28 protein-coding genes are annotated in these 19719 nt (G+C 60.1%); 17 read left to right on the forward strand and 11 right to left on the reverse strand.

Annotated elements, in window-relative coordinates:
• The first annotated feature begins 100 nt into the window (after window positions 1-100).
• Window positions 101-445 (forward strand): RidA family protein, encoded by a 345-nt coding sequence (locus AX760_RS07165; protein WP_071832306.1) that lies wholly within the window; start codon window positions 101-103, stop codon window positions 443-445.
• Window positions 446-494: 49 nt separating this feature from the next.
• On the opposite strand, the gene AX760_RS07170 is transcribed toward AX760_RS07165, so the two are convergent.
• On the reverse strand, window positions 495-878 hold the full coding sequence (locus AX760_RS07170) for a hypothetical protein (protein WP_071832307.1): 384 nt from the start codon (window positions 876-878) through the stop codon (window positions 495-497).
• 157 nt (window positions 879-1035) lie between these two features.
• Here AX760_RS07170 and AX760_RS27095 point away from each other — a divergent pair, with 157 nt between their 5' ends.
• The 6 genes from AX760_RS27095 to AX760_RS07195 all read left to right on the forward strand — a co-directional run bounded on the left by AX760_RS27095 (window position 1036) and on the right by AX760_RS07195 (window position 7300).
• The gene (locus AX760_RS27095; protein WP_087149184.1) at window positions 1036-1206 is read left to right on the forward strand and encodes a hypothetical protein; all 171 of its coding nucleotides are present in this window, start codon (window positions 1036-1038) and stop codon (window positions 1204-1206) included.
• A gap of 213 nt (window positions 1207-1419) precedes the next feature.
• Window positions 1420-2907: a sensor histidine kinase gene (locus tag AX760_RS07175; RefSeq protein WP_071832308.1), complete on the forward strand. Its 1488-nt coding sequence runs from the start codon at window positions 1420-1422 to the stop codon at window positions 2905-2907.
• The gene (locus AX760_RS07180; RefSeq protein ID WP_071832309.1) at window positions 2904-3350 is read left to right on the forward strand and encodes a response regulator; all 447 of its coding nucleotides are present in this window, start codon (window positions 2904-2906) and stop codon (window positions 3348-3350) included. Before AX760_RS07175 ends, AX760_RS07180 begins: the two co-directional genes overlap by 4 nt.
• Window positions 3350-4405, forward strand: coding sequence for a sensor histidine kinase (locus AX760_RS07185; RefSeq protein WP_071832310.1), 1056 nt, complete (start codon window positions 3350-3352; stop codon window positions 4403-4405). Before AX760_RS07180 ends, AX760_RS07185 begins: the two co-directional genes overlap by 1 nt.
• Window positions 4406-4855: 450 nt before the next feature.
• On the forward strand, window positions 4856-5986 hold the full coding sequence (locus AX760_RS07190) for an AI-2E family transporter (protein WP_071832311.1): 1131 nt from the start codon (window positions 4856-4858) through the stop codon (window positions 5984-5986).
• A 66-nt stretch (window positions 5987-6052) separates the two neighbouring features.
• A complete protein-coding gene (locus AX760_RS07195) occupies window positions 6053-7300 on the forward strand; it encodes an NAD(P)/FAD-dependent oxidoreductase (protein ID WP_071832312.1) in 1248 nt (415 codons plus the stop codon).
• Window positions 7301-7329: 29 nt separating this feature from the next.
• Here the strand turns inward: AX760_RS07195 and AX760_RS07200 are convergent, their stop codons facing one another.
• Window positions 7330-8133, reverse strand: coding sequence for a response regulator (locus tag AX760_RS07200; RefSeq protein WP_071832313.1), 804 nt, complete (start codon window positions 8131-8133; stop codon window positions 7330-7332).
• Window positions 8134-8373: 240 nt separating this feature from the next.
• Here AX760_RS07200 and AX760_RS27100 point away from each other — a divergent pair, with 240 nt between their 5' ends.
• Window positions 8374-8526, forward strand: a complete 153-nt coding sequence (locus tag AX760_RS27100; RefSeq protein ID WP_245294961.1) for a NepR family anti-sigma factor — start codon at window positions 8374-8376, stop codon at window positions 8524-8526.
• A 105-nt stretch (window positions 8527-8631) separates the two neighbouring features.
• Here the strand turns inward: AX760_RS27100 and AX760_RS07210 are convergent, their stop codons facing one another.
• Together AX760_RS07210 and AX760_RS07215 are read right to left on the reverse strand one after the other, a co-directional pair.
• Entirely contained in the window at window positions 8632-8880 is a 249-nt protein-coding gene (locus AX760_RS07210) for a YMGG-like glycine zipper-containing protein (RefSeq protein WP_071832315.1), read from the reverse strand.
• A 49-nt stretch (window positions 8881-8929) separates the two neighbouring features.
• A complete protein-coding gene (locus AX760_RS07215; protein ID WP_071832316.1) occupies window positions 8930-9085 on the reverse strand; it encodes a DUF3309 family protein in 156 nt (51 codons plus the stop codon).
• A gap of 217 nt (window positions 9086-9302) precedes the next feature.
• On the opposite strand from AX760_RS07215, the gene AX760_RS07220 reads away from it, so the two are divergent.
• Entirely contained in the window at window positions 9303-9632 is a 330-nt protein-coding gene (locus tag AX760_RS07220; protein ID WP_071832317.1) for a hypothetical protein, read from the forward strand.
• Window positions 9633-9841: 209 nt separating this feature from the next.
• The gene (locus AX760_RS07225; RefSeq protein ID WP_071832342.1) at window positions 9842-10831 is read left to right on the forward strand and encodes a PRC-barrel domain-containing protein; all 990 of its coding nucleotides are present in this window, start codon (window positions 9842-9844) and stop codon (window positions 10829-10831) included.
• A gap of 138 nt (window positions 10832-10969) precedes the next feature.
• On the opposite strand, the gene AX760_RS07230 is transcribed toward AX760_RS07225, so the two are convergent.
• On the reverse strand, window positions 10970-11176 hold the full coding sequence (locus AX760_RS07230; protein WP_071832318.1) for a hypothetical protein: 207 nt from the start codon (window positions 11174-11176) through the stop codon (window positions 10970-10972).
• Between the two features lie 269 nt (window positions 11177-11445).
• Between AX760_RS07230 and AX760_RS07235 the strand changes: the two genes are divergently transcribed.
• From AX760_RS07235 to AX760_RS07245, 3 genes are all read left to right on the forward strand, one after another.
• On the forward strand, window positions 11446-11613 hold the full coding sequence (locus AX760_RS07235; protein ID WP_071832319.1) for a DUF1328 domain-containing protein: 168 nt from the start codon (window positions 11446-11448) through the stop codon (window positions 11611-11613).
• A 155-nt stretch (window positions 11614-11768) separates the two neighbouring features.
• A complete protein-coding gene (locus AX760_RS07240) occupies window positions 11769-12269 on the forward strand; it encodes a TIGR00645 family protein (protein ID WP_083531110.1) in 501 nt (166 codons plus the stop codon).
• A gap of 66 nt (window positions 12270-12335) precedes the next feature.
• The gene (locus AX760_RS07245) at window positions 12336-13589 is read left to right on the forward strand and encodes an NAD(P)/FAD-dependent oxidoreductase (protein ID WP_071832320.1); all 1254 of its coding nucleotides are present in this window, start codon (window positions 12336-12338) and stop codon (window positions 13587-13589) included.
• Here AX760_RS07245 and AX760_RS07250 read toward each other — a convergent pair whose 3' ends face one another.
• A complete protein-coding gene (locus AX760_RS07250; RefSeq protein ID WP_071832344.1) occupies window positions 13590-13838 on the reverse strand; it encodes a hypothetical protein in 249 nt (82 codons plus the stop codon).
• Here AX760_RS07250 and AX760_RS27105 point away from each other — a divergent pair.
• On the forward strand, window positions 13770-14051 hold the full coding sequence (locus AX760_RS27105) for a hypothetical protein (protein ID WP_175552030.1): 282 nt from the start codon (window positions 13770-13772) through the stop codon (window positions 14049-14051). The genes AX760_RS07250 and AX760_RS27105 overlap by 69 nt on opposite strands.
• Before the next feature lie 125 nt (window positions 14052-14176).
• Complete coding sequence (locus tag AX760_RS27640; protein WP_139276084.1) at window positions 14177-14482, forward strand: hypothetical protein; 306 nt, start codon at window positions 14177-14179, stop codon at window positions 14480-14482.
• Window positions 14483-14498: 16 nt separating this feature from the next.
• On the opposite strand, the gene AX760_RS07260 is transcribed toward AX760_RS27640, so the two are convergent.
• The 5 genes from AX760_RS07260 to AX760_RS07280 all read right to left on the reverse strand — a co-directional run bounded on the left by AX760_RS07260 (window position 14499) and on the right by AX760_RS07280 (window position 17433).
• Window positions 14499-14918, reverse strand: a complete 420-nt coding sequence (locus AX760_RS07260; RefSeq protein WP_071832322.1) for a TIGR02588 family protein — start codon at window positions 14916-14918, stop codon at window positions 14499-14501.
• A 9-nt stretch (window positions 14919-14927) separates the two neighbouring features.
• Window positions 14928-15863: a TIGR02587 family membrane protein gene (locus AX760_RS07265; protein WP_083531111.1), complete on the reverse strand. Its 936-nt coding sequence runs from the start codon at window positions 15861-15863 to the stop codon at window positions 14928-14930.
• 67 nt (window positions 15864-15930) lie between these two features.
• Window positions 15931-16425 (reverse strand): BON domain-containing protein, encoded by a 495-nt coding sequence (locus AX760_RS07270; RefSeq protein ID WP_071832346.1) that lies wholly within the window; start codon window positions 16423-16425, stop codon window positions 15931-15933.
• 178 nt (window positions 16426-16603) lie between these two features.
• On the reverse strand, window positions 16604-17053 hold the full coding sequence (locus AX760_RS07275) for a RodZ family helix-turn-helix domain-containing protein (protein ID WP_071832323.1): 450 nt from the start codon (window positions 17051-17053) through the stop codon (window positions 16604-16606).
• A gap of 143 nt (window positions 17054-17196) precedes the next feature.
• A complete protein-coding gene (locus AX760_RS07280) occupies window positions 17197-17433 on the reverse strand; it encodes a hypothetical protein (protein ID WP_071832324.1) in 237 nt (78 codons plus the stop codon).
• Window positions 17434-17728: 295 nt separating this feature from the next.
• Here AX760_RS07280 and AX760_RS07285 point away from each other — a divergent pair, with 295 nt between their 5' ends.
• Together AX760_RS07285 and glgA are read left to right on the forward strand one after the other, a co-directional pair.
• Window positions 17729-17977 carry a DUF2934 domain-containing protein gene (locus tag AX760_RS07285; protein ID WP_071832325.1) on the forward strand — a complete coding sequence of 83 codons (249 nt, stop codon included), beginning with the start codon at window positions 17729-17731 and terminating at the stop codon, window positions 17975-17977.
• Between the two features lie 205 nt (window positions 17978-18182).
• Entirely contained in the window at window positions 18183-19661 is a 1479-nt protein-coding gene (gene glgA, locus AX760_RS07290) for a glycogen synthase GlgA (protein ID WP_071832326.1), read from the forward strand.
• Window positions 19662-19719 lie beyond the last annotated feature (58 nt).

Below are 19719 nucleotides of genomic sequence, written 5' to 3' on the forward strand. Positions count from 1 at the left end.
CGCGGTCAGGGCAAATCCGGTTTCCCTTTGTTGGAAACTGCGATAAAGCGCGCAGGTACGCCCTTCGCGGCGATCCGCAATTCTGATGAGGATCATCTCTATGGATATCAAACGCTTTGAAACCGGTCCGCGCATGAGCCAGGCCGTCGTCCACAATGGCACGGTCTATCTCGCCGGCCAGGTCGGCAAGGCCGGCGACGACGTCACGACGCAGACAAAGCAGGCGCTGGACGAAGTCGATCGCCTGCTGGCGCTTGCCGGCACCGACAAGACGAAAATCCTGTCTGCAACCATTTGGCTGGCCGATATGGTCGATTTCCCGAAAATGAATTCCGTTTGGGACGTCTGGGCCTCGCAGGGCAACACCCCCGCCCGCGCCACTGGCGAAGCCAAGCTCGCGACCCCGGAATACCTGGTCGAAGTGATCGTGATCGCAGCGCTTTAATCTCTGCGATGAAAGAGGGACCCGGTGCTAGGCGCCGGGTCGTCCGCCCTCAATTGCCGATGCGGGCCATACCGGTGTCGCCGTTGTCGCGCACCCATTTGACGCTGTCTGCACCCGTTCTCGTCAATTCGAAGCACATTTTCGATCCATTATACCAGACCTTGAACTGCTGGCAGAGCTTGTCTGCCTGGATCCACCAGCGGCCGCTGTCCGTCGGCTGGATGAATTTACCGAGGCCGACGGCCTTGCCGTCGCCATTGACGACACCGGAAGTCTTGTAGTTGAGCGGAAACTCTCCGCCGAGCGGTGCGGCAAGGTAGATCGTCCGCCCGATGATGTCGCTGCGAATATCGGCTTCCTGCAACTGGCTGGCCTGGGCCGAAGAAAGACCTGCAATCAAAGTTCCCAGTAGTGCGAATGTCAGCGTTTTCATGAACGTCTCCCTGGTGGCACGTAAAGATACGTTTCTGTAGACGATTGGATCAGCGATAAAGTTTCGTGGGCTGCCTGTTTCCTGCAGAAGAATGCGGGAACCAATCCGTTATTCCCGCGTTATCAGGGTATCTCAACACATCGTAAGGAACGCCCGAATGTTGTACTGGTTTCCGAGAGTTTGCCTGGTGCTGTTTTTCGGCGCGGTCATCGGTCTGGGTTTTCTGCCTTCGACCCCGGATGATGTCGCCAACACAGTCATCGTCGTCTTGCTTGGCCTCGGCCTGTTTTCCCTGACGCTGCATGTCTTTCCGCCCGAGCGCTACTGAAGCCTTCGGGTGTCATTCGACACCATTTGCCAAAAATACTCCGGAGCCACCGGTTTTATCCGATGGCTCCGGTGGTCCTGCGTCGAAAGTTCTTTCACCCCGGACATTCAGGGTTGATTTTTCACCGGGAACAGGATTGCTTGACGGCTTGGACCGGCGCTTAGCCGGGACTGTTGGGGGCGGTCGGTCTTTGATTTTCTTGAGCTCGTGACCATGGCCAGGGACTCGATCATTTCTCGGTCGGTGCCGCTGTTCTTACTTGCGGGAGCTGTTCTGCTGCTCGCCCTTGTCCTTGCGTCCCTTCATTTTGCAAATCTCACCAGCCGAAACGCGCAGGAAGCGCTCGACGCTGCCCGCCTGAACGGTCGGGCGATGCGGCTCTTCAGCCTCATCCAGGATGCCGAAACCAGCCAGCGGGGTTACCTGCTCACCGGCGAGGCGCAGTTTCTGACACCGTTCCGGCGTGCCGAGAATCTCGTTCCCCTGCATTTCAAAAGCCTTCTCCCCGATTTTCAATCGATCGCCATTGGCGCGGTTACGGTTGAGCGGCTGGATCGGCTGATCAAGGAAAAACTCGAAGAGCTGCGCGCCACCGTCGAGCTGAAGCGATTGGGAAGGGCCGATACGGCGCTCGGCCTGGTGCAGACCGAGCGCGGCAAGCAGGCCATGGACGAGATCCGCCAGATCATGGTGCGGATCGATGCCATCACCGACAATACCGGCTTCGTGCGTTTGTCCGCCCTTGCAGAGGCCACGCGCCTGCTGATGGTGTCGATCATCGGTGGGGCGATCCTGCTGGTGCTTCTTGTCGGCGGTGCCGTGGCGCTGATCATCTGGCACACGCGCCAGCTACAAAAAGCCGGTGCTGCCCTCGCCTTGCAGAACGAGACGCTGGAGCAGAAAGTGCACGAGCGCACGCGCCACCTCGAACGGGCAAATCGGGAGTTGCAGAGCTATGCCTATATCGTGGGCCACGATCTGCGCGCGCCCTTGGTCAACATCATGGGTTTCACGGCCGAACTCGAGCGGGCATCGGGAGAATTCTCCCGTTATCTCGAGGCCGCGCCCCTGTCGGATGACCCTTCTGCAAAGGCAGCCCGTGAGGCGGTGCACGAGGATGTGCCCGAGGCCCTGCGTTTCATTCGCTCGTCGATGAAGCGCATGGATGACCTGATCAACGAAATTCTCAAGCTTGCCCGCGCTGGAAACCGGCATCTCCAGGCCGAACCGCTTGACCTGGCTGGTCTCGTGGACGAGGTTGCCGGGACACTCAAACACCGTCTCGACAGCAGTGCTGCCGTCGTGGTGATTTCCCCGGAGCTTCCCCGGGTCATATCGGACCGGCTGGCTCTGCAGCAGATTTTTGCAAACCTGCTGGACAATGCGATCAAATATGCCGATCCTTCCCGCAGCCCCCTCATCGAGGTGTTTGGCGAGACCGTCGGGGAGGACGTGACGGTGACTGTGCGCGACAATGGCCGAGGCATAGCGAGCCAGGACAACGAGCGGATCTTCGAGCTTTTCAGGCGCTCCGGCCGGCAGGATAGACCCGGAGAGGGCATCGGCCTGGCGCATGTCCGGGCGCTCGTGCGGCGTCTGGGGGGGGATGTCCTGGTGAGTTCCGTTTTGGGCGAGGGCACCTCCTTCCGGGTTACCATCGCGGCCGACCTTCACCATGCGAGAAAATGGGGTGAACCATGATCACGACTGCGAGACCCGTCAAGATCATCATGATCGAGGACGACGAGGGACACGCCCGTCTGATCGAGAAGAATATTCGGCGCGCCGGCGTTACCAATGACATCCTGGCTTTCGTCAATGGCACCGAGGCGCTCGCGTTCCTGCTCGGCGAGGACGGGACCGGTGGTGTCCATGCCGGGGAAACCATGCTGGTGCTTCTGGATCTCAATCTTCCCGACATGACGGGCATGGATATTCTCGCGCGCCTGCGCGACAGCACCCATCTCAAACGCACCATGGTCATCATTCTCACCACCACCGATGATCCTCGCGAGATCCACCGCTGCTATGATCTGGGGGCAAATGTCTATGTCCCGAAGCCCATGCAGTACGAAAAGTTCGTCAATGCCGTCCAGCAACTCGGGCTGTTCCTGTCGGTCATGGCCCTTCCGGAGGCCACGTGATGTCATCCGCACTGGAGGCGAAGAGCGGCGGCACCCGTATTCTCTACATCGATGATGATGAGACGCTGGGCATCCTGCTCAAGAAAAATCTCGGGCGACTTGGCTTCGAGGTCGTCACCGTGCTGGACGGGATGACCGGGCTTGCGCTGCTTGCCGGCGGCGATATCGATGCGATCGCCCTCGATCATTACCTGCTGGGGGAAACCGGGCTCGACATCCTGCCGGAAATTCTCAAGCGTCCCGACCATCCGCCGGTCGTCTATGTGACCGGTGCCGGCGATACGCGGATCGCGGTACAGGCCCTCAAATCCGGCGCTGACGACTATGTGACGAAAAACGTCTCGACGGATTTCTTCGAGCTGCTGGCTGCAGCGCTCAATCAGGCGCTGGAGAGGGCCGGGTTCCGACGCGAAACGAAGCTGGCCCATGAACTGATGCGGCAGGAGCGTGATCGGGCCGAACTGCTGCTGCGCGAAGTCAATCACCGGGTGGGAAACAGTCTTGGCCTGGCGGCGGCATTGATCAGAATGCAGGCGTCGCTGTTGACGGACCCGGTGGCAATTCAGGCCCTGCAGGAGACGCAGGCCCGTATCAATGCAATCGGCAACGTCCACCGGCATCTCTATGTCAACAATCAGGTCGGTTCGGTCCAGGTGGATGCCTATCTGACGAGCCTCCTCGACGAACTCCAGTCCTCGATGCGCGACGACCTCCATCCGCACACCGTTGTTCTCGACGCGCAACGCATCCATCTTTCCACTGACAAGGTCGTGACCCTGGGCCTGATCGTCAGCGAGCTTGTCACCAATGCCTTCAAATATGCCTATGCGGAGGGGCAGGCTGGAGACATCCGTGTCAGCCTTCAGAGGCGGGACAGCCTGATCAGTCTGCGGGTCGAAGATGACGGCCGGGGCTTCGACCCTGACAGCCCCGCTCTCGGCACAGGTCTGGGGAGCCGGATCATCGCCGCCATGGCGCAGACGATGGGATGTTCGCTTGTCTACGACGTAAAGCTTGATGCTGGAACCCGCGTCGAGATGATGTTTGCCGATTGAGCTGTTGCAGACAGGCGGTCGGCGGGTAGCTGCCGGCCATACTGTCGGAAAATGATGCTTCGATCGATCCTGTCGGTCCCCCTCCGGGCTGGGGGTTGCGCGCGGTCGACCGTTTGCCTTTCCGATCCTCTGTCCGCCACGCTCCTGTGTCCGCCATGCACGGAACGCTGGATTGGGGCGGTGCGGTGTGGTGATGAACAGGTCGCACTGCCGTTTGTTCCGGACCCCGGCAGTGCCGTGAACCTGTATTTCCCTGCACTTGCGTGCCTCCGCCACCTTTGTCTAGACTGGCTGGCAGCCAAGGAACTTTTGCGGCCGTTCCGCGTTTTAGAGGGGCGAAACAAAAGACATTCCTCATACACGTGAGCGCGGTCGTTTTTCGCCCGGTATTTAACATCGTTACCGGGCCGTATTCCGGCAATTGACGACTGGGCAACAGGGGATATCGACATGGGCGCCGCAGTGCCGGAAGAAGCACATTCTCGCAAGCGCAAGCATATTCGCGAGGTGGAGGAAGCGGCAGTCGAGGCTGCCTATCCGGAGGTCAATCCACGCGATACGCTCGATCTCGTCGTTGCCTGGAGCATCGTCGGCATTTTCATCGTCATTGCCTCGACAGTCATCTATCTGATGGAGGCGATCCTCATGCCGATCACCCTGGCGATTGTCGTCGGCATGGTGCTCGGTCTTGCTGCCGACCGGCTGGCAAAATTCGGTCTGCCGCCGGTGGTGGGTGGTCTCCTGCTCGGCATCGTCTTTGTCGTCGGCCTCTTCCTGTTGATCAATGCGCTGGTCGAGCCCATGTCGCAACTGGCGGGCGAGGCTCCGCGGATCCTCGAGCGCACCATCGAGCGGGTGCTGCCATTCATAGAGCGGTTCGACTGGCTGAAGTCTGCGCTTGACGGCGCGGATGAACAGGCCGTCGCCGATATGGCGATGCAGAATGCCGGAACGATGCTGGGTCTCGTCGCTGCCGGCCTGACCCCGGCTCTGGTCCAGACCTTGATCTTCCTCGCGGCGCTTGGCCTGTTTCTCCTTGGCCGCGCGCAATTGCGCAAGACGATCATCATGACTTTCGCGACGCGGGAACGCCGCCTGACGGCCATTCGCATCATGAATGCCACGGAAAATGCGATGGGCTTCTATTTCTCGACGGCGAGCCTGATTTACATCGTGCTTGGCATGATCACCGCCATCATCGCTTTTGCGGGTGGGCTTGCAATGGCGCCGCTGTGGGGGCTCTTTGCGTTTGTGTCCAGTTTCATCCCCTATGTCGGTGTCGCCGTCATGACCATCGCGCTGCTTGTCGCCGGCCTCATGACCCATGACGCCATGCTGCTCGCGCTGGCACCGGCGCTCGGCTTTTTCCTTCTGCATCTCGTCATGGAAAATCTGGTGACACCTTCGATCCTCGGTCACAGGCTGGAGATCAACCCGTTTCTGATCTTTCTCGCGATCATTTTCTGGACCTGGATGTGGGGCGCTGTCGGCGCCATGCTGGCCCTGCCGATGTCGCTGATCGCCATGACGATCTTCGAAGAGGTCCGCACTCATCCGCCCGAACGCCACCTGCCGGCCTGACGCTTGCCGGGCAGGATGATGCGCGCCGCCCGCCAATCATTGCTTGAACAGCACCTAGGAAACATGATGTCATCAGCGCTCGATCCGGACCTCACCGGACAGAATGACCTTCGCGGCGGCACGTCTCCATGGGGCGGCTCCACTCTGCGTCCGCGGGGAGCACCTCTCACCCAAAGCATCAAGGCCGACGTTCTCGTGGTCGGCGGCGGCATTACCGGGTCGCTGGCGGCGCAGCATCTTTCGGCGCTCGGTCTGGATGTCTGCATCATCGATCGTGAGCAGCCGGGGCTTGGTAGCACCAATGCCAGCACGGCAATGCTGCAATGGGAGATCGATTGTCCGCTGGCGGAGCTCACCGGCTTCTATGGTTTCGACCAGGCAGCCTCCATCTACCGCCGCAGCCTTGGCGCCGTTCAGGGGCTGAGCGGTCTTGTGCAATCGCTGCAAATTCCCTGTCTGTACCGCCCACGCTCGACGCTTTACATCGCGTCCGCCGAAGGCAGCAGTACGGAACTGCTGGCGGAACATGCTCTGCGGCAGAGAGCCGGCCTGCCCGGCCAGTTTCTCGAACATCGCGATCTGCTGGCCAATTTCGGCCTTGATCGCGCGGCGGCCATTCTGTCGCCGGGTTCGGCCGATGCCGATCCGCTGCTGCTCTCCTGGGGATTGCTTCGAGCTGCCGTCGGGCAGGGGGCTCGCCTGTTCGATGCCATGGCGACGGAGTATCATTCCTCTTCGAATGCCGTTGTCGTGGAAACCGATGGCCCCTTCGTCATTGAAGCGCGCCATGTCATCCTCGCGACGGGATATGTCATGCCGGACTTCGTCGGCAGCGCCTTACACAGCACGGCCTCGAGCTGGGCCATTGCGACCGTGCCGCAGGAGGATCGCAACCTCTGGCCCGGCCGCGAACTGATCTGGGAAGCGTCAGAGAGCTATCTCTACGCGCGCACCACGCAGGACGGTCGCATCATCATCGGTGGCGGCGACGACGAGACCGTCGATCCGGATGAACGGGACGCCAAATCGGGTGCAAAGGAAGCCTTCCTGATCGAAAGTCTCGGTCGGCTCTGGCCGGCAGCGGATCCGACGATCGCCTATTCCTGGTCCGGCGCCTTCGGCGAGACCGATGACGGCTTGCCGCTGATCGGACCGGTGCCGGGACATCCCCGCCTGCTGGCTGCCTATGGCTATGGCGGCAACGGCATAACCTTCAGCTTCATGGCGTCGCGCATTCTGGCCGCCCTTTGTGGCGGCCAGCGCGAGAGCTGGTTCGATGCCTTTGCGCTGGACCGCCCATCACCGCTCGGCTGATGCCGATCTGCTGTGGAAGGTCGGCGGTATCAGCCGGCCTTGCGCGGCGAGCGTCCTTGCTCGTCGAAGAACAGGGCCTGGCTGATCAGCGCCTTGACCATATCCGGATTGAAGGGCTTGGTGACGAGGAAGGCCGGCTCCGGTTTTTCGCCGGTCAGAAGCCGTTCCGGAAAGGCGGTGATGAAAATCACCGGAAGTGTCGTCCGGGCGAGAATTTCATTGACCGCGTCGATGCCCGAACTGCCGTCCGCCAGCTGGATATCCGCAAGGATCATCTTGGGCGGCGTCCGTCGGAAAAGTTCGATCGCTTCCTTGTGGGTGCGGGCAATGCCGGTGACGTTGTGGCCGAGGCTTTTCACCATGTCCTCGATGTCCATGGCGATCAGCGGTTCGTCCTCGATGATCATGATGTCGGTCGCCACCTGGCCTGAAATGTCGTCCGAAGCCTGGCGCAGCAGGGCAGAGAGCGTTTCCCCGGAAATCTGCAGCACCTCTGCCGCTTCCTCAGCCGAGAAGCCTTCGACGGCCACCAGCAGGAAAGCCTTGCGGGCCGCGGGCGGCACGACGGCGAGATTGTCCGCGGCGCGCTGTTCCCAGCCAAAGGGCGACGTGGTTTCCGGCAGCTCGATGCGGAGGCCGTCAAAAAGCGAGCAGAACAGCTGAAACAGGTTGACCCTGTCGTTTGATCCTTTCGGAAAAAGGCTGATATCGGCAATCAGCGCCTCGAGAGTGGCGGCGACATAGGCATCGCCGGATGTCTGCGAGCCGGTCACCGCGCGCGAAAAACGGCGCAGATAGGGGAGATGGGCAGCAATCCGCATCGAAAGTGACATGGGGGACTTCCTTTGGTATGGTATTGTCATGTGTGAGGGGCGCAGACGCATTCCCGAGTCGAAACTTAAGTGTGGTTTGACCATGTTTTGCCTGATATTGGAAGTTTTGATGCAGCGGGAATTGCGAGTGCCATCGTGGCCATGCGCGACGGTGTGGCGGCGTAAAAGCGAGTTTCTTCAATGAGTGGACGATCAGAAAAGCCAGGCTCACCCGCAGGCCGGCAGGCAAATGCCCACGACATGCTTCAGTCCAACACCCAGATCGCATCCAAACTCAAGGCGCTCTATAGCGCCGTCGAACAGCAGCCGATCCCGGATGTATTTCTCGATCTTCTCGAGCAGCTGGATCGTGCCGAGAAAATTGATGCAGGCCTGGTCAAACCGCAGCCTTGATCGGCCTGTGAAGGCCACTTTGGGCGCCTCGGCCGTATAAACCGCAGGATTCACAAACACAAAAAAACGGGCCGAGGCCCGTTTTTCCGTTTGTATCGACTGTGATCAGCAGGCAGCTGTGTAGCGGCGGCCATAACGGTCACGGTAGTAGCAGCGGCCCGGCTCGTTGGCGCGACCAATCAGTGCGCCGGCAACGCCGCCGACTGCAGCGCCGACCGCTGCGCCGCGAACGTTTCCTGTGGCAACGCCACCGATGACCGCACCGGATGCAGCACCGATGCCGGCGCCACGCTCAGTTTCCGAGCAGGCGGCCAGAGGAAGGATCAGCGCGACTGCGAGCATTATCTTTTTCATTGGGGTTTTCCTCTTCAGAAGTCAGTTGTTGATGTAGGCATGCGGTGGATCAGATGCGGCCCATCAGGACAAGAATGAGCAGGATGACGACGACGAGGCCAAGGCCACCCGACGGTCCATAGCCCCAATTCCGGCTGTGTCCCCAGCTTGGCAGCGCGCCAATGAGAAGAAGTATCAAGACGACCAGCAGAATTGTACCGAGCATGGGTGTTTCCTTATTGTGTAGACGACCTATTGGTCTGACGTGTTGCCGGCAGTTAAACGTCCTCACTCCGAGTTTGTTCCACGCGAAAACTGCGACATATGCGAAAATTTGCACGCAGGCGTCTGGCTTCACGCGAAAGAATTCAAGGCTGTCCGGAACTTCCAAGCTGCATTGCCGTTTGCTTCACAAGGTAACCATTGTGCGAAGGAGCACGGCGATGGAGCATGTTGCAGCAATCATGATGTTGGTGGGGTGCGGTTCGGCAGGCACCGACTGTAGCGAAATTCCAGCCCCCGCCATTGCGTTCGAAACCGTCGCCGCCTGTCGGGCGGAGCTCCAGCCGGCTCTGGACGCGGCACGCCCGCGGTTCAAGGTTACCTATGGACTATGCGAGGCGGTCGATCCGGCTTTGCTGATGGCGGACGCAACGATTGTCTGGGAAGTCACGCCCGCCGGCGAACTAACCGTCTCGGTGACCGACGAGGATGCGGAAGCCCCCCTGCTGGTCGCTGAAAAAGGTGCCCGGCCGACTGTCTATAGCAACTGAGCCGCAGAATCCGGAAGCTCAAGACGCCGCCCGGAGCGGCCGCACCCGATGAGTTCTCCGTGCGTTGCGCGACCTAAACCGCTGCATGACAACCTCTTTTTGGAACAAATCAGCCTGATTTCCGTTGTCTTGCTTCGAAGGCAGCATCTGCATGTTGGCGGATTTCTGCCCATGGCTTTCGAAAGCATGCATTCTTGAAGGAGACCATCATGATCCGCACATTATTGGCAACGACCGCGCTTGCAGCCCTTCTGACGACGGGCGCCTCTGCGCAGCAAGCCGCCACTCCCGCAGATCAAGCTGCACCATCAGTCGCGCAAAAATCCGGAAATGTCGGATATTTTGCGGCGTCGCCGGAACAGATCCTTGCGTCGTCGGTCATCGGCAAGACCGTCTATACGGGCGCGGATGAAGAGGGCGAGGCCGTGGGTGATGTCAATGACGTGGTGATCAACGCCACCGGTGGCGCAGAGGCTCTGGTGATCGGAGTCGGCGGTTTCCTTGGCATCGGTGAAAAGGATGTTGCGGTCAATTTCGATCGCGTCTCGCTTTCTGACAGGGACGGGCAACGCATTATCGTGATTTCGGCGACGAAGGAAGAGTTGCAGGCGGCGCCGCAATTTGACCGCGCCCCGATCATGGATGGCGTGGCGGCCACCGTTCCGGAGGATACGTCTTCCGAAGACACTGTGGCCGCACCGGGGGCGACCTCAACGGAGATGAGCGCGACAGCGCCCGCGACAGCCGAACCGCAGACGGCCGAGACGACGATCCCGACAACGGGCACGACGCCGGAAATGACCGATCCGGAAGTGCCTGCCGATCAGGCCGCAACCACTCAAGCGACACAGTCGGAAGAACTGCAGCCGGTCGATCCGGCTTTGCTGAGTGCGGAAAAGCTGATCGGAACGTCAGTCAAGGTCGCTGACGATACGGAGATCGGCAAGATCGGCGACGTCATTCTCAGCAAGGACGGCAAGCTTGAAGCCTATGTCATCGATGTCGGTGGTTTTCTCGGTATGGGCGCCAAGCCGGTGGCCATGAACGCACAGAGCGTCCAGGTCATGGCCGATGCCGGCGGCGCGATGACGATCTATTCGCCCTTTACAAAAGAGCAACTCGAGCAGCAGCCGGCTTATGACAAGGACAGCTATGCAGCCGGCAGCACCGGCGTGATGCTCTCGGCGCCGTCAAACTGATGATTTAAGGCACTTTGAAACGACAGAAGCCGGCGCGTCGAGTGCCGGCTTTCTTGTGCGCTTTTTTCAGGCACAAGACATGAAAAAGGCCGCTCGAAGCGGCCCGACAACAGGGTGATGCGCGATGTCCGGTTTGTGTCAGTCGTCCCGGCCGCTGTCGGATTTTTCCACGGATTGCAGATCCTCGAGCAGTTTCGCAAAATCGCCATCCGTCTTGGGTGTCGATCCGCTAAAGTAGAGGCCGCGCAAGGTCTCGCCGAAGTGCAGATTCTTATCGCGTTGCCCGGCCGGCGTCCGAAGAACCTCGGAGGCGGACTTCCAGATATTCGACGGTGATACAGTCATTTTACTATCTCGCATTTGCAACTTGCCCTCACAACGCGTCGTCGATGTTGATAGTTCCACAACAGTGGTAACCACCGCGTTTCAGAATGGGGCAAATTTCCTGTTGTTGGTTAATCATTCCTTTCATTCCACGCCCGGCGCATTCCCCGCTACAATGTGCCCAGGTTTCTCACGCGGAAACGGCTGGTGGGTGCCGCCACGCGGAAGCGGGAACAATGTGTGGAAAGGCGCGTTAATCAGCATGTTCAAAATGAGTGAAGGAGAATGAAATGCTGTATTATGCTCTCGTCTTTCTCGTCGTTGCCATCATCGCCGGTGTACTCGGCTTCGGTGGCATTGCCGGTGCATCCGCTGGCATCGCGCAGATCCTGTTCTTCCTGTTCCTGGCTTTCCTGGTGATCTCGCTGATCGCGGGTCTGTTCCGCAGCCGGGTGTAACAGTCAGGCATTGCTGATCAGGGATTGACAGTCAGGGGCGGCATTCGTGCCGTCCTTTTGCGTCCGGCCCTCTTTTTCGGACCACCGTTCTTCCGCTTGCCCGTGGCTGCTGGCTTGGCTATTCATGTTCGCAGGCGCAATATCGGAACGGAACCATGAAATCACTGGAGCTCATCGTCGAGCGCATTATTCTGTCGAGCCGCTGGCTCTTGGTGATTTTCTATCTTGGGCTTGTGGCGGCGTTGGCGCTCTACGGGTTTTCCTTTGTCTACAAGCTCATCAAGGTTGCAGGCATGGTCTTCGTCTATGACGATGCCCAGATGATCCTCGCCATGCTTGGCCTGATCGATGCAGCTCTGGTGGCAAGTCTGATCGTCATGGTGATGATTTCCGGCTACGAAAACTTCGTCAGTCGCTTCGACGAGGGTGATGGCGAAGTGTCCTTCCTCGGAAAGCTGGATTCGGGTAGCCTGAAGATCAAGGTCGCATCGTCGATCGTCGCAATCTCGTCCATTCATCTGCTGCAGATCTTCCTGAACACCAAGCAGTATACCAGCGACCAGTTGATGTGGGCGACGATCATGCATATCGCCTTTGTCGTTTCCGCCCTGATGCTGGGGTATCTGGAGCAGATCATGAACAGCCTGAAGAAATGACATGGCTTGCGGCCAGCGGTGCGCCATGCACTGTTGTGACGACGAATGCAAAGCGGAGACAGTAGAATGAAGACGGATGTTGTGGTTCTGGGTGCCGGTATCGTCGGCCTTTCGACGGCGATCCATCTGGCCCGTCGCGGCAAATCCGTGGTGTTGCTCGACCGCCGCGGCGCCGGCGAGGAAACCTCCTTCGGCAATGCCGGTCTGATCCAGCGCGAGGGTGTCTTTCCCTATGGTTTCCCGCATGATTTCGGGGCGCTGTTTCGCTATGCGCTGAACAATACGATCGATGCGCACTATCATGTTCGCGCGCTTCCCGGCCTCGTGCCGTTTCTCATTCGCTACTGGTGGAACTCGGGCTTCACCCAGCATCAGAACATCGCCTCCATGTATGCGCCGCTGATCGAGAATTCGATCGCCGAGCACGCAGACCTGATCGAGGCGTCGGGTGCCGGCGACCTGATCCGCAAGGATGGCTGGATGAAGGTTTTCCGTTCCGACAAGGAGCGTGATGCGGCCTATAAGGATGCCGAAAAACTGTCCTCCACCTTCGGTGTCAACCACCAGAAGCTTTCCAGCGCCGAGATGAAAGTGCTGGAGCCGTCGATCAAGGTTGATCTTTCCGGCGGCCTGCGCTGGACAGACCCGTGGTCGATCCGCGATCCGCACAGTCTCAACAAGACCTATCTCATCTATTTCCAGTCGCTTGGCGGGCGTCTCGTGTCCGGCGATGCCGCCACGCTGGAGCATATCCTCGAAGGGGCCGGCTGGCGCGTCGCGACACCGGAAGGTCCGCTCGAGGCCAAGGAGGTCGTCGTGGCACTCGGCCCATGGGCCGATACGGTGACGCGCAAGCTCGGCTATCGTTTCCCGCTCGCCGTCAAGCGCGGTTACCACATGCACTATGGCATGGAGGAGGGCGCGACGCTGAACAACTGGGTGCTGGATGCCGAGAAGGGCTATTTTCTGGCGCCGATGCTGCGCGGCGTGCGCCTGACCACCGGCGCCGAATTCGCCAACCGGGATGCGCCCAAGACACCGGTTCAGTTGACGCGCGCCGAACGTGTGGCGCGCGAGTTCTTTCCGCTGGCCGAACGCCGCGACGACGAACCCTGGATGGGCGCGCGTCCCTGCACGCCGGACATGATGCCGATCATCGGCAAGGCGCCGCGCCACGAAGGTCTGTGGTTCGCCTTTGGCCACGCCCATCACGGCATGACGCTCGGACCTGTCACCGGCCGCGCACTCGCCGAGAAGATGACCGGCGAAAAAACGGTGATCGACATCAAGCCGTTCCGACCGGACCGGTTTGTCGCCTGATTAGCCGCGACGACCGATGAGCGCCGTGCGCTCGATGCCGCGACCGGCGGAGGCTGCAAGGATGGCGAGAAGTGCGCCATCCGGGCGGCGCACATGCACCTTGAGCGCTGTATAGTCGGCGTCACGGCCAATCCTGTCGGCGATCCGCTGCCCATAATAGAGGGCCGAGCCCTCGTCGAAATGATCGACACCTTCGTCATCGACCATCTGCTCGTCGCCAAAGAACAAATCGAAGAAATAATGTTGCACCTGCCGCCCCGTCGCCCAGCGTCGCCGGAGATATCCGGCTTTTTTGACGCCCGTGCAGAAAACACCATCGCAGCGGAATGCAGGCTGAACCGGGCGTTCAGGCTGCATTCACCGAGGCGCGCGGGTGGCGGCCGTATCGACCAACATGGCATCGTCGCGCGAAAGCGTCCGGACTGTGGCAACAGCCGTCGCATCTCGGCCGTTTTTTCCTGAAAAGGAGGGAACCAGGGCGCAGGCTGCGCGTTTAGAGCCAGGCTGAAAGGCGAGGGTTCGGTCTGCTGTGCCATGCGCGCAGCGAAAACACTGCCGATCGGGGCGAAGGCAGGGGGAGTATGATCATGCAGAAACACGTCGTTGATTATGGAGGCGAAGCGGTGGGAGCCGTCGTGCCGGAAAACGGCAGACTGCGCTTCATTGCGGTGAAATACAGTGTCTGGAGCCTGGACGGAACCGTGTATCCGTCGCTGAGTGCCGCCCGCATCGCCGTCGGCGAGATCATGGCGCAGGGGCAACAGCGGGCATCGGCCATGCCGCTTGCAAGCTTCTGGGTCCCCCAGCCCGGCGATGCCGGCGAAAGCCACTTTCTCTGGAATGCCTCCTCTGCCATTCGTGAGGCGGCAGGCGATCAACCGACAGCGGCGTAGCCCGCATTTCGGAACGTCAGGGGTCGCTGTAGGCCGTCGGCCTGACCTGAAGTTGGCCGGCCTGCGGCGGCGAGCGAAACAACAGTGTGCCGGATACGCTGGAATGCGCCGGCACATAATCGAACGTCACTTCGGACGTTTCGAGAACGCTGTCGCCATCCCGTATCTCACCCCGAACGACCACGCTCGACGCCGTTCGCTTTCCGGTATTCCCGACGAGAAACATCACCCGGTATCCGGCATCGCCCTTGTCCTGGTGAACGATGCGGGTTGAAAGCTCCGCCTGCCCCTCTCGGCCGGTGAGGGCCTCGTAGCCGATCCAGCCGATCATCGCGGCGACAAGCAGCGCGCAAGATCCGCCGAGCAGCCATTCGATCCAGTGGGCTTTTCGGTCGAGGGTTTGTCTTGTCCTTGAAGCGCTGTCTTTCGCGTCCATAAATGGCTCCTATAGGATTAGCCGGGCAGCCGCCGCCCCGATTGCACCGGGAAAGGCAAGGACGATCATCGCCATCATCGTGGGTGTGAGCCCCATGCCGTCCAGCCGCCCGAACGTCCAGAGTGCATAAAGGCTGATGGCAAGGGCAATGACATAGCCGGGCAGGGTGAACCGGACGAGCGCATGCCAGGCGGGTGTATCCTTTGAAAGCGCATGGCTGCCCTTGAAGGACAGGGCATAGACGAAGCCGTGCATCAGCCCGATCGACAGGAAGATCGTGGCAAGCGCATGCCATGGCGTCATCTTGTAGGAGATCAGGATCATCTCCTCGGTCGGGGCCATGTTGAGGTTGAGGAACAGCGCGCCAACCGCCATCAAAAACAGCTCGCTGCCATAGCCCTTATCCAGGGAGCCCTTGTCCCCGGCCGCGTCGTTGCCGTCGTCCGTTTCGTCATCGTCTGCATCATCATCGTCTGCATCATCATCGCCACTGTTGCCAAGCTGGCTGCGCCCCAGCATGGCGCCGATGCTCGCCGGGACCGCCTGAAGGGCGATCTTGCCGAGGATCTCGCTGCTCGACATATCGGGCGTCAGGACGCGAAACAGCGCCAGAAGAATGGCACTTGAGGCAATGCCGATCCCATAGGCGATCATGCTGTCGCGCAGGTCGTCCCGCCAGCCGAAGGTCTCTTCAAAACCGATGCGATGCGCGATGCCGACAAGCAGCGGAAGCGTCACGATCAACAGGAGCAGCAGTCTCCCACGGTCGATGATGAAGCCGAGTTCCCACATTTCCACGGTCATCTGCATGGGCAGGGCAAAGAGCAGGGCTCCGCCGACACCACGACCGATGCCGACGATGAATTTCGCGGGTCCGCCTTGCTTCCGGCTTGTCCCAGAACCCAGGCCTGCAGTCTGGCGTCCCGCATCGGCGGCTGGCCGCATTGCTTCTTTCCCTTGCCCTGCGGACGACACCTTCGGTCCGCCGCCGTTTGCCCTTAGCGCTCTTCCGTCACTCGTCCCAGTCGGCCGGAATATTGCCGTCTGCCGCAGTCAGGGTCAGCTGGTTGCGGATGCCGACCACGCCCGGAACCGCATAAACCACCTGTTCGACGACACGGCGGTGGGCTGCTGTTTCGACGAAGCCGGTCAGCAGCACGATGCCCTTTGTGACCTTGATATCCATGCCTGCGGTCTCGACCTCATTGCTGTCGAGCTTTTCAGCAACGGCTTCCTCAATGCTGTCATCGTCAATGTCGGCGTCCGTTCGCTCGCCCAGAGGGTCGGTGCCGCTGGCCGTGTGAATGGCCGCGTCACTGCTGCTTTCAAAGCCGGGATTGCCGCTTTCATCAAAACTTGTAGCCGGCGCGCCATAGGACTGGTTTTGCACGGTCGTGTCCGACCCGCTGACACCATCGGCATAGGGCCAGCCCTCGTTCAGATCGCGCTCCTCATAATCACGGTAGTCTTCCTCGCGGCTTGTCGGCTTTGCGCTTTTGTCCTGCATGACGAAATCCTCATGATTGTTTGCGTCAGGCAGAAACGGTTGGCAGCGCTTTTGGTTCAAACAAATCTTTGCTGCTTGGTGCCCGGGGCGTTTGTTTCCGGGCGATACAGACAAACACGAAAAATGGCGGAGCAACCGGTGTTGCTCCGCCATATCGAAAAATTAAGCCAGAACGGGTTTACGGCGTTGTACTGGTGCCGGTGTTCGGCGTTGCGCCGTCCGTCTGCGGTGTCGTCTCGCCGGTAGCCGGCGCCTGCTGCGTCGTGTCCGGGACGACAGGGGTGGCATCAGGCGTGGCTTCCGGTGCCGGTGTCACAGCTGTATCCGGGGTTGCCGTACCGTCGGCCGGTGGCGTCGTGGTCTGCTCTGTGGTCGCCGGCTGGGTGGCGGTGTCCGTGTCCGTGGTGCCGGATGGCATCCAGACAAGCAGCGCCAGCACAAGGCCGGCCAGCAGGATGATCAGGACAGGCCAGCTGCCGAAGCTGCGGCGATTGTCGACATTCGTTGTCTGTCCGCCGATTGGCTGCTGGGCGGTCAGCGGATCGACGCGCTGCGTGCTTGTCGGTTCGACGGGTCTGGCAGCGGGATCTACGGGGCGACGTCCATTGGGATCAAGATGTTGGTTCATGGCTTTCACATCCTTTAAGAGTGTTTGATGTGCCCGCACGTTTTGAAGGCAACTGCCGAATAAACGCCCATATGCGACAAAGGTTCCAAGCCGTGCGGGAGCAGCGGATCCAGTGATCTCGGGAAAGACGATCGCAGGCCGGATCAACCGGTCGGCAGCTCTGCGATCTCGCCGAATTGTATCAGCAGGCGCGGGCTGCTCATGTCTCCGGTCTCCTCGTCTACCTGGACAGCATAGGCGGCAACGCCCGGAAAGCGCGGCGCCATTGCCGTTGCGATCTTCTCGGCGCTGGCAGCGCTGCTGGCCTGTCGCATCTCGCCCGGTGCCACGCCGCCGCGAACCTTGCGATAGGGCAGGACGATGAATTTTTCCGCGGCCATGATTGTCTCTTTTCGTTGATTGTCGGCCACCGGTGAGGCGGCGCCAGCCGGTTCACGACAGTGATTCGTTTGCGCTGGAGCGAGCCGTGCTGCCAAATATACCATGGTTTATAGGCGTCCCTCGTCGCAGCCGCCAGTCCCGCGTTATAATGCGTTTGTAAAAGCCAAGGAAAATCATGGATTTCCCGTTTTGGTAGAAAAGAATGCCGCGGTGGAGAATTAATGCTTCGTCGGAACGGGAACCAAGGCGTAAGATTCTCGTTGTGGTGAAATGTGATGTGCAAGGGAGAAGCAGATGACAGACACTGAGGAAGACCTTATCAGACAGCGTGCCTATGAAATCTGGGAGTCGGAAGGCTTTCCGGAAGGACGGGAGTATTTTCACTGGGAGCAGGCGGTTCGCGAAATCGGCGAGAAGTCTGCTTCAGCCGGGGAGGTAAGCAAGCCGGCACCGGCATCGTTCAGCATCGTCAAGAACGAGGCCCCATTGGAGGAAATGCCAGTGGAGATGGTGGCGAAAAAGCGCGGCAAGTCTGCGTCCTGAATTCACGCTCAGGTTGAAACGGACCGCGCCGGCTGTGCCGGCGCTCAACGTCTGTCCCGAAATCGAATCCGAAGAATTTTTATAACACCGCAGGTCTTTTTCTGCGGACAAAGGCGTCTGTTTATCACATCATGGATTCGGCATCGCAGCATGGCTTTTTGTGCAGCGCGGAGTGATTCAGGCGGGAACAAGGAAACTGGGCTTCGTGAAAATACTCTCGGTAACCTCCGAAATATTTCCTTTGATCAAAACAGGCGGCCTTGCAGATGTGACAGGCTCCCTGCCCAAGGCCTTGAAGTCCTATGGCGCCCTCATCCGCACGCTGGTGCCAGGTTATCCGTTGCTTCTCTCGGCTGTTCAGGAGAAGCAGCAGGTCTATTATTTTCCGGATCTTTTCGGTGCACCGGCACAATTGCTCGAAGCCAGGCATGAAGGCCTCGATCTTCTGATCCTTGTCGCGCCCTCCCTCTACGATCGTCCGGGCGGTCCCTATGTCGATCAGGAGGGCAAGGATTTCAGCGACAACTGGAAACGGTTCGCGGTCCTGTCCTATGTCGCCTCGGCCATCACCGGTGGCCTGCTTCCGGGCTGGCGTCCGGATCTGGTGCATACGCATGACTGGCAGACGGCGCTGACATCCGTCTACATGCGTCATTCGAGCAATGCGCGGCACGTGCCAAGCGTACTCACCATCCACAATCTCGCCTTCCAGGGACAATTCCCAACCTCGGTGGTCTCGCAGATCGGCCTGCCGCCGGAAACGCTGTCCACCGATTGTCTCGAATATTTCGGTTATGTCAGCTATCTCAAGGGTGGCATCCAGACGGCAACGGCGATCACGACGGTCAGTCCAACCTATGCCCGCGAAATCGTTTCCACGGACCTCGGCATGGGTCTCGACGGCGCGCTGAGCGCCCGCCCTGGCGTTCTGACCGGCATTGTCAACGGCATCGACATGGATGTCTGGAACCCGGCCACCGACCCCTATCTCCCGGAAACCTATGATTATCGGCGCATGCGGCAGCGAACCATCAACCGCGCCCACCTGCTCGATGCGTTTCGTCTCGACCATGCGGCCGGGCCAATCTTTGCTATGGTCAGCCGGCTCACATGGCAAAAGGGCGGCGATATGATGGCCGAGGTCGCCGAGGAAATCGCCATGGTCGGTGGCAAGCTGATCGTGCTGGGGAAGGGCGACGAGGATATCGAACTGTCGCTTCTTGCGACCGCCGGTCGCCATCCCGGACGCATCGGTGTGCGGATCGGCTATGACGAGGCCACGGCCCATCTCATTCACGGTGGTGCCGACGTGATCATCCAGCCGTCGCGCTTCGAGCCCTGCGGCCTGACGCAGCTTTACGCCCTGCGCTATGGCTGCGTGCCGGTCGTCTCGCGCACCGGTGGTCTCTCAGAAACGATCATCGATGCCAATGATGCGGCGATGTCCGCCCGTGTCGCAACCGGTTTCCAGTTTCATCCGGCCACAGCGGACAACCTGCGCCTTGCCGTTCGCCGGGCGCTGGCTGCCTATAGCGATCCGAAGAAGTGGGCACGACTGCAGAACCAGGGCATGAAGGCCAATTTTTCATGGGAGCGGAGCGCCGAGCAATATGCGGCGCTCTATTCCAAGCTCCTGCCGCGTTTTGCCTATGCGCCCGCAGAGCGCGCCAACGCCGCCGAGTGACCTTTCACCCGGCCGGCGTTTTGAGGCTTGGCCATACGTCGTGGCCCTTCAAACGCGG

It is taken from the genome of Pararhizobium antarcticum (assembly GCF_001885585.1).
In the GTDB taxonomy this organism is placed as follows: domain Bacteria; phylum Pseudomonadota; class Alphaproteobacteria; order Rhizobiales; family Rhizobiaceae; genus Pararhizobium; species Pararhizobium antarcticum.

Coding starts and splice junctions, on each gene's coding strand:
- AX760_RS07215 (WP_071832316.1), bottom strand. CDS start 9,085: ATGCTCGGTACAATTCTGCTGGTCGTCTTGATACTTCTTCTCATTGGC.
- AX760_RS07235 (WP_071832319.1), top strand. CDS start 11,446: ATGCTGTATTATGCTCTCGTCTTTCTCGTCGTTGCCATCATCGCCGGT.
- AX760_RS07175 (WP_071832308.1), top strand. CDS start 1,420: ATGGCCAGGGACTCGATCATTTCTCGGTCGGTGCCGCTGTTCTTACTT.
- AX760_RS07200 (WP_071832313.1), bottom strand. CDS start 8,133: ATGTCACTTTCGATGCGGATTGCTGCCCATCTCCCCTATCTGCGCCGT.
- AX760_RS07275 (WP_071832323.1), bottom strand. CDS start 17,053: ATGAACCAACATCTTGATCCCAATGGACGTCGCCCCGTAGATCCCGCT.
- AX760_RS07225 (WP_071832342.1), top strand. CDS start 9,842: ATGATCCGCACATTATTGGCAACGACCGCGCTTGCAGCCCTTCTGACG.
- AX760_RS07165 (WP_071832306.1), top strand. CDS start 101: ATGGATATCAAACGCTTTGAAACCGGTCCGCGCATGAGCCAGGCCGTC.
- AX760_RS07195 (WP_071832312.1), top strand. CDS start 6,053: ATGTCATCAGCGCTCGATCCGGACCTCACCGGACAGAATGACCTTCGC.
- AX760_RS07190 (WP_071832311.1), top strand. CDS start 4,856: ATGGGCGCCGCAGTGCCGGAAGAAGCACATTCTCGCAAGCGCAAGCAT.
- AX760_RS27095 (WP_087149184.1), top strand. CDS start 1,036: ATGTTGTACTGGTTTCCGAGAGTTTGCCTGGTGCTGTTTTTCGGCGCG.
- AX760_RS07230 (WP_071832318.1), bottom strand. CDS start 11,176: ATGACTGTATCACCGTCGAATATCTGGAAGTCCGCCTCCGAGGTTCTT.
- AX760_RS07185 (WP_071832310.1), top strand. CDS start 3,350: ATGTCATCCGCACTGGAGGCGAAGAGCGGCGGCACCCGTATTCTCTAC.
- AX760_RS07220 (WP_071832317.1), top strand. CDS start 9,303: ATGGAGCATGTTGCAGCAATCATGATGTTGGTGGGGTGCGGTTCGGCA.
- AX760_RS07180 (WP_071832309.1), top strand. CDS start 2,904: ATGATCACGACTGCGAGACCCGTCAAGATCATCATGATCGAGGACGAC.
- AX760_RS27640 (WP_139276084.1), top strand. CDS start 14,177: ATGCAGAAACACGTCGTTGATTATGGAGGCGAAGCGGTGGGAGCCGTC.
- AX760_RS07265 (WP_083531111.1), bottom strand. CDS start 15,863: ATGCGGCCAGCCGCCGATGCGGGACGCCAGACTGCAGGCCTGGGTTCT.
- AX760_RS27100 (WP_245294961.1), top strand. CDS start 8,374: ATGCTTCAGTCCAACACCCAGATCGCATCCAAACTCAAGGCGCTCTAT.
- AX760_RS07270 (WP_071832346.1), bottom strand. CDS start 16,425: ATGCAGGACAAAAGCGCAAAGCCGACAAGCCGCGAGGAAGACTACCGT.
- AX760_RS07260 (WP_071832322.1), bottom strand. CDS start 14,918: ATGGACGCGAAAGACAGCGCTTCAAGGACAAGACAAACCCTCGACCGA.
- AX760_RS07245 (WP_071832320.1), top strand. CDS start 12,336: ATGAAGACGGATGTTGTGGTTCTGGGTGCCGGTATCGTCGGCCTTTCG.
- AX760_RS07280 (WP_071832324.1), bottom strand. CDS start 17,433: ATGGCCGCGGAAAAATTCATCGTCCTGCCCTATCGCAAGGTTCGCGGC.
- AX760_RS07170 (WP_071832307.1), bottom strand. CDS start 878: ATGAAAACGCTGACATTCGCACTACTGGGAACTTTGATTGCAGGTCTT.
- AX760_RS07285 (WP_071832325.1), top strand. CDS start 17,729: ATGACAGACACTGAGGAAGACCTTATCAGACAGCGTGCCTATGAAATC.
- AX760_RS07210 (WP_071832315.1), bottom strand. CDS start 8,880: ATGAAAAAGATAATGCTCGCAGTCGCGCTGATCCTTCCTCTGGCCGCC.
- AX760_RS07240 (WP_083531110.1), top strand. CDS start 11,769: ATGAAATCACTGGAGCTCATCGTCGAGCGCATTATTCTGTCGAGCCGC.
- AX760_RS27105 (WP_175552030.1), top strand. CDS start 13,770: ATGATCGACACCTTCGTCATCGACCATCTGCTCGTCGCCAAAGAACAA.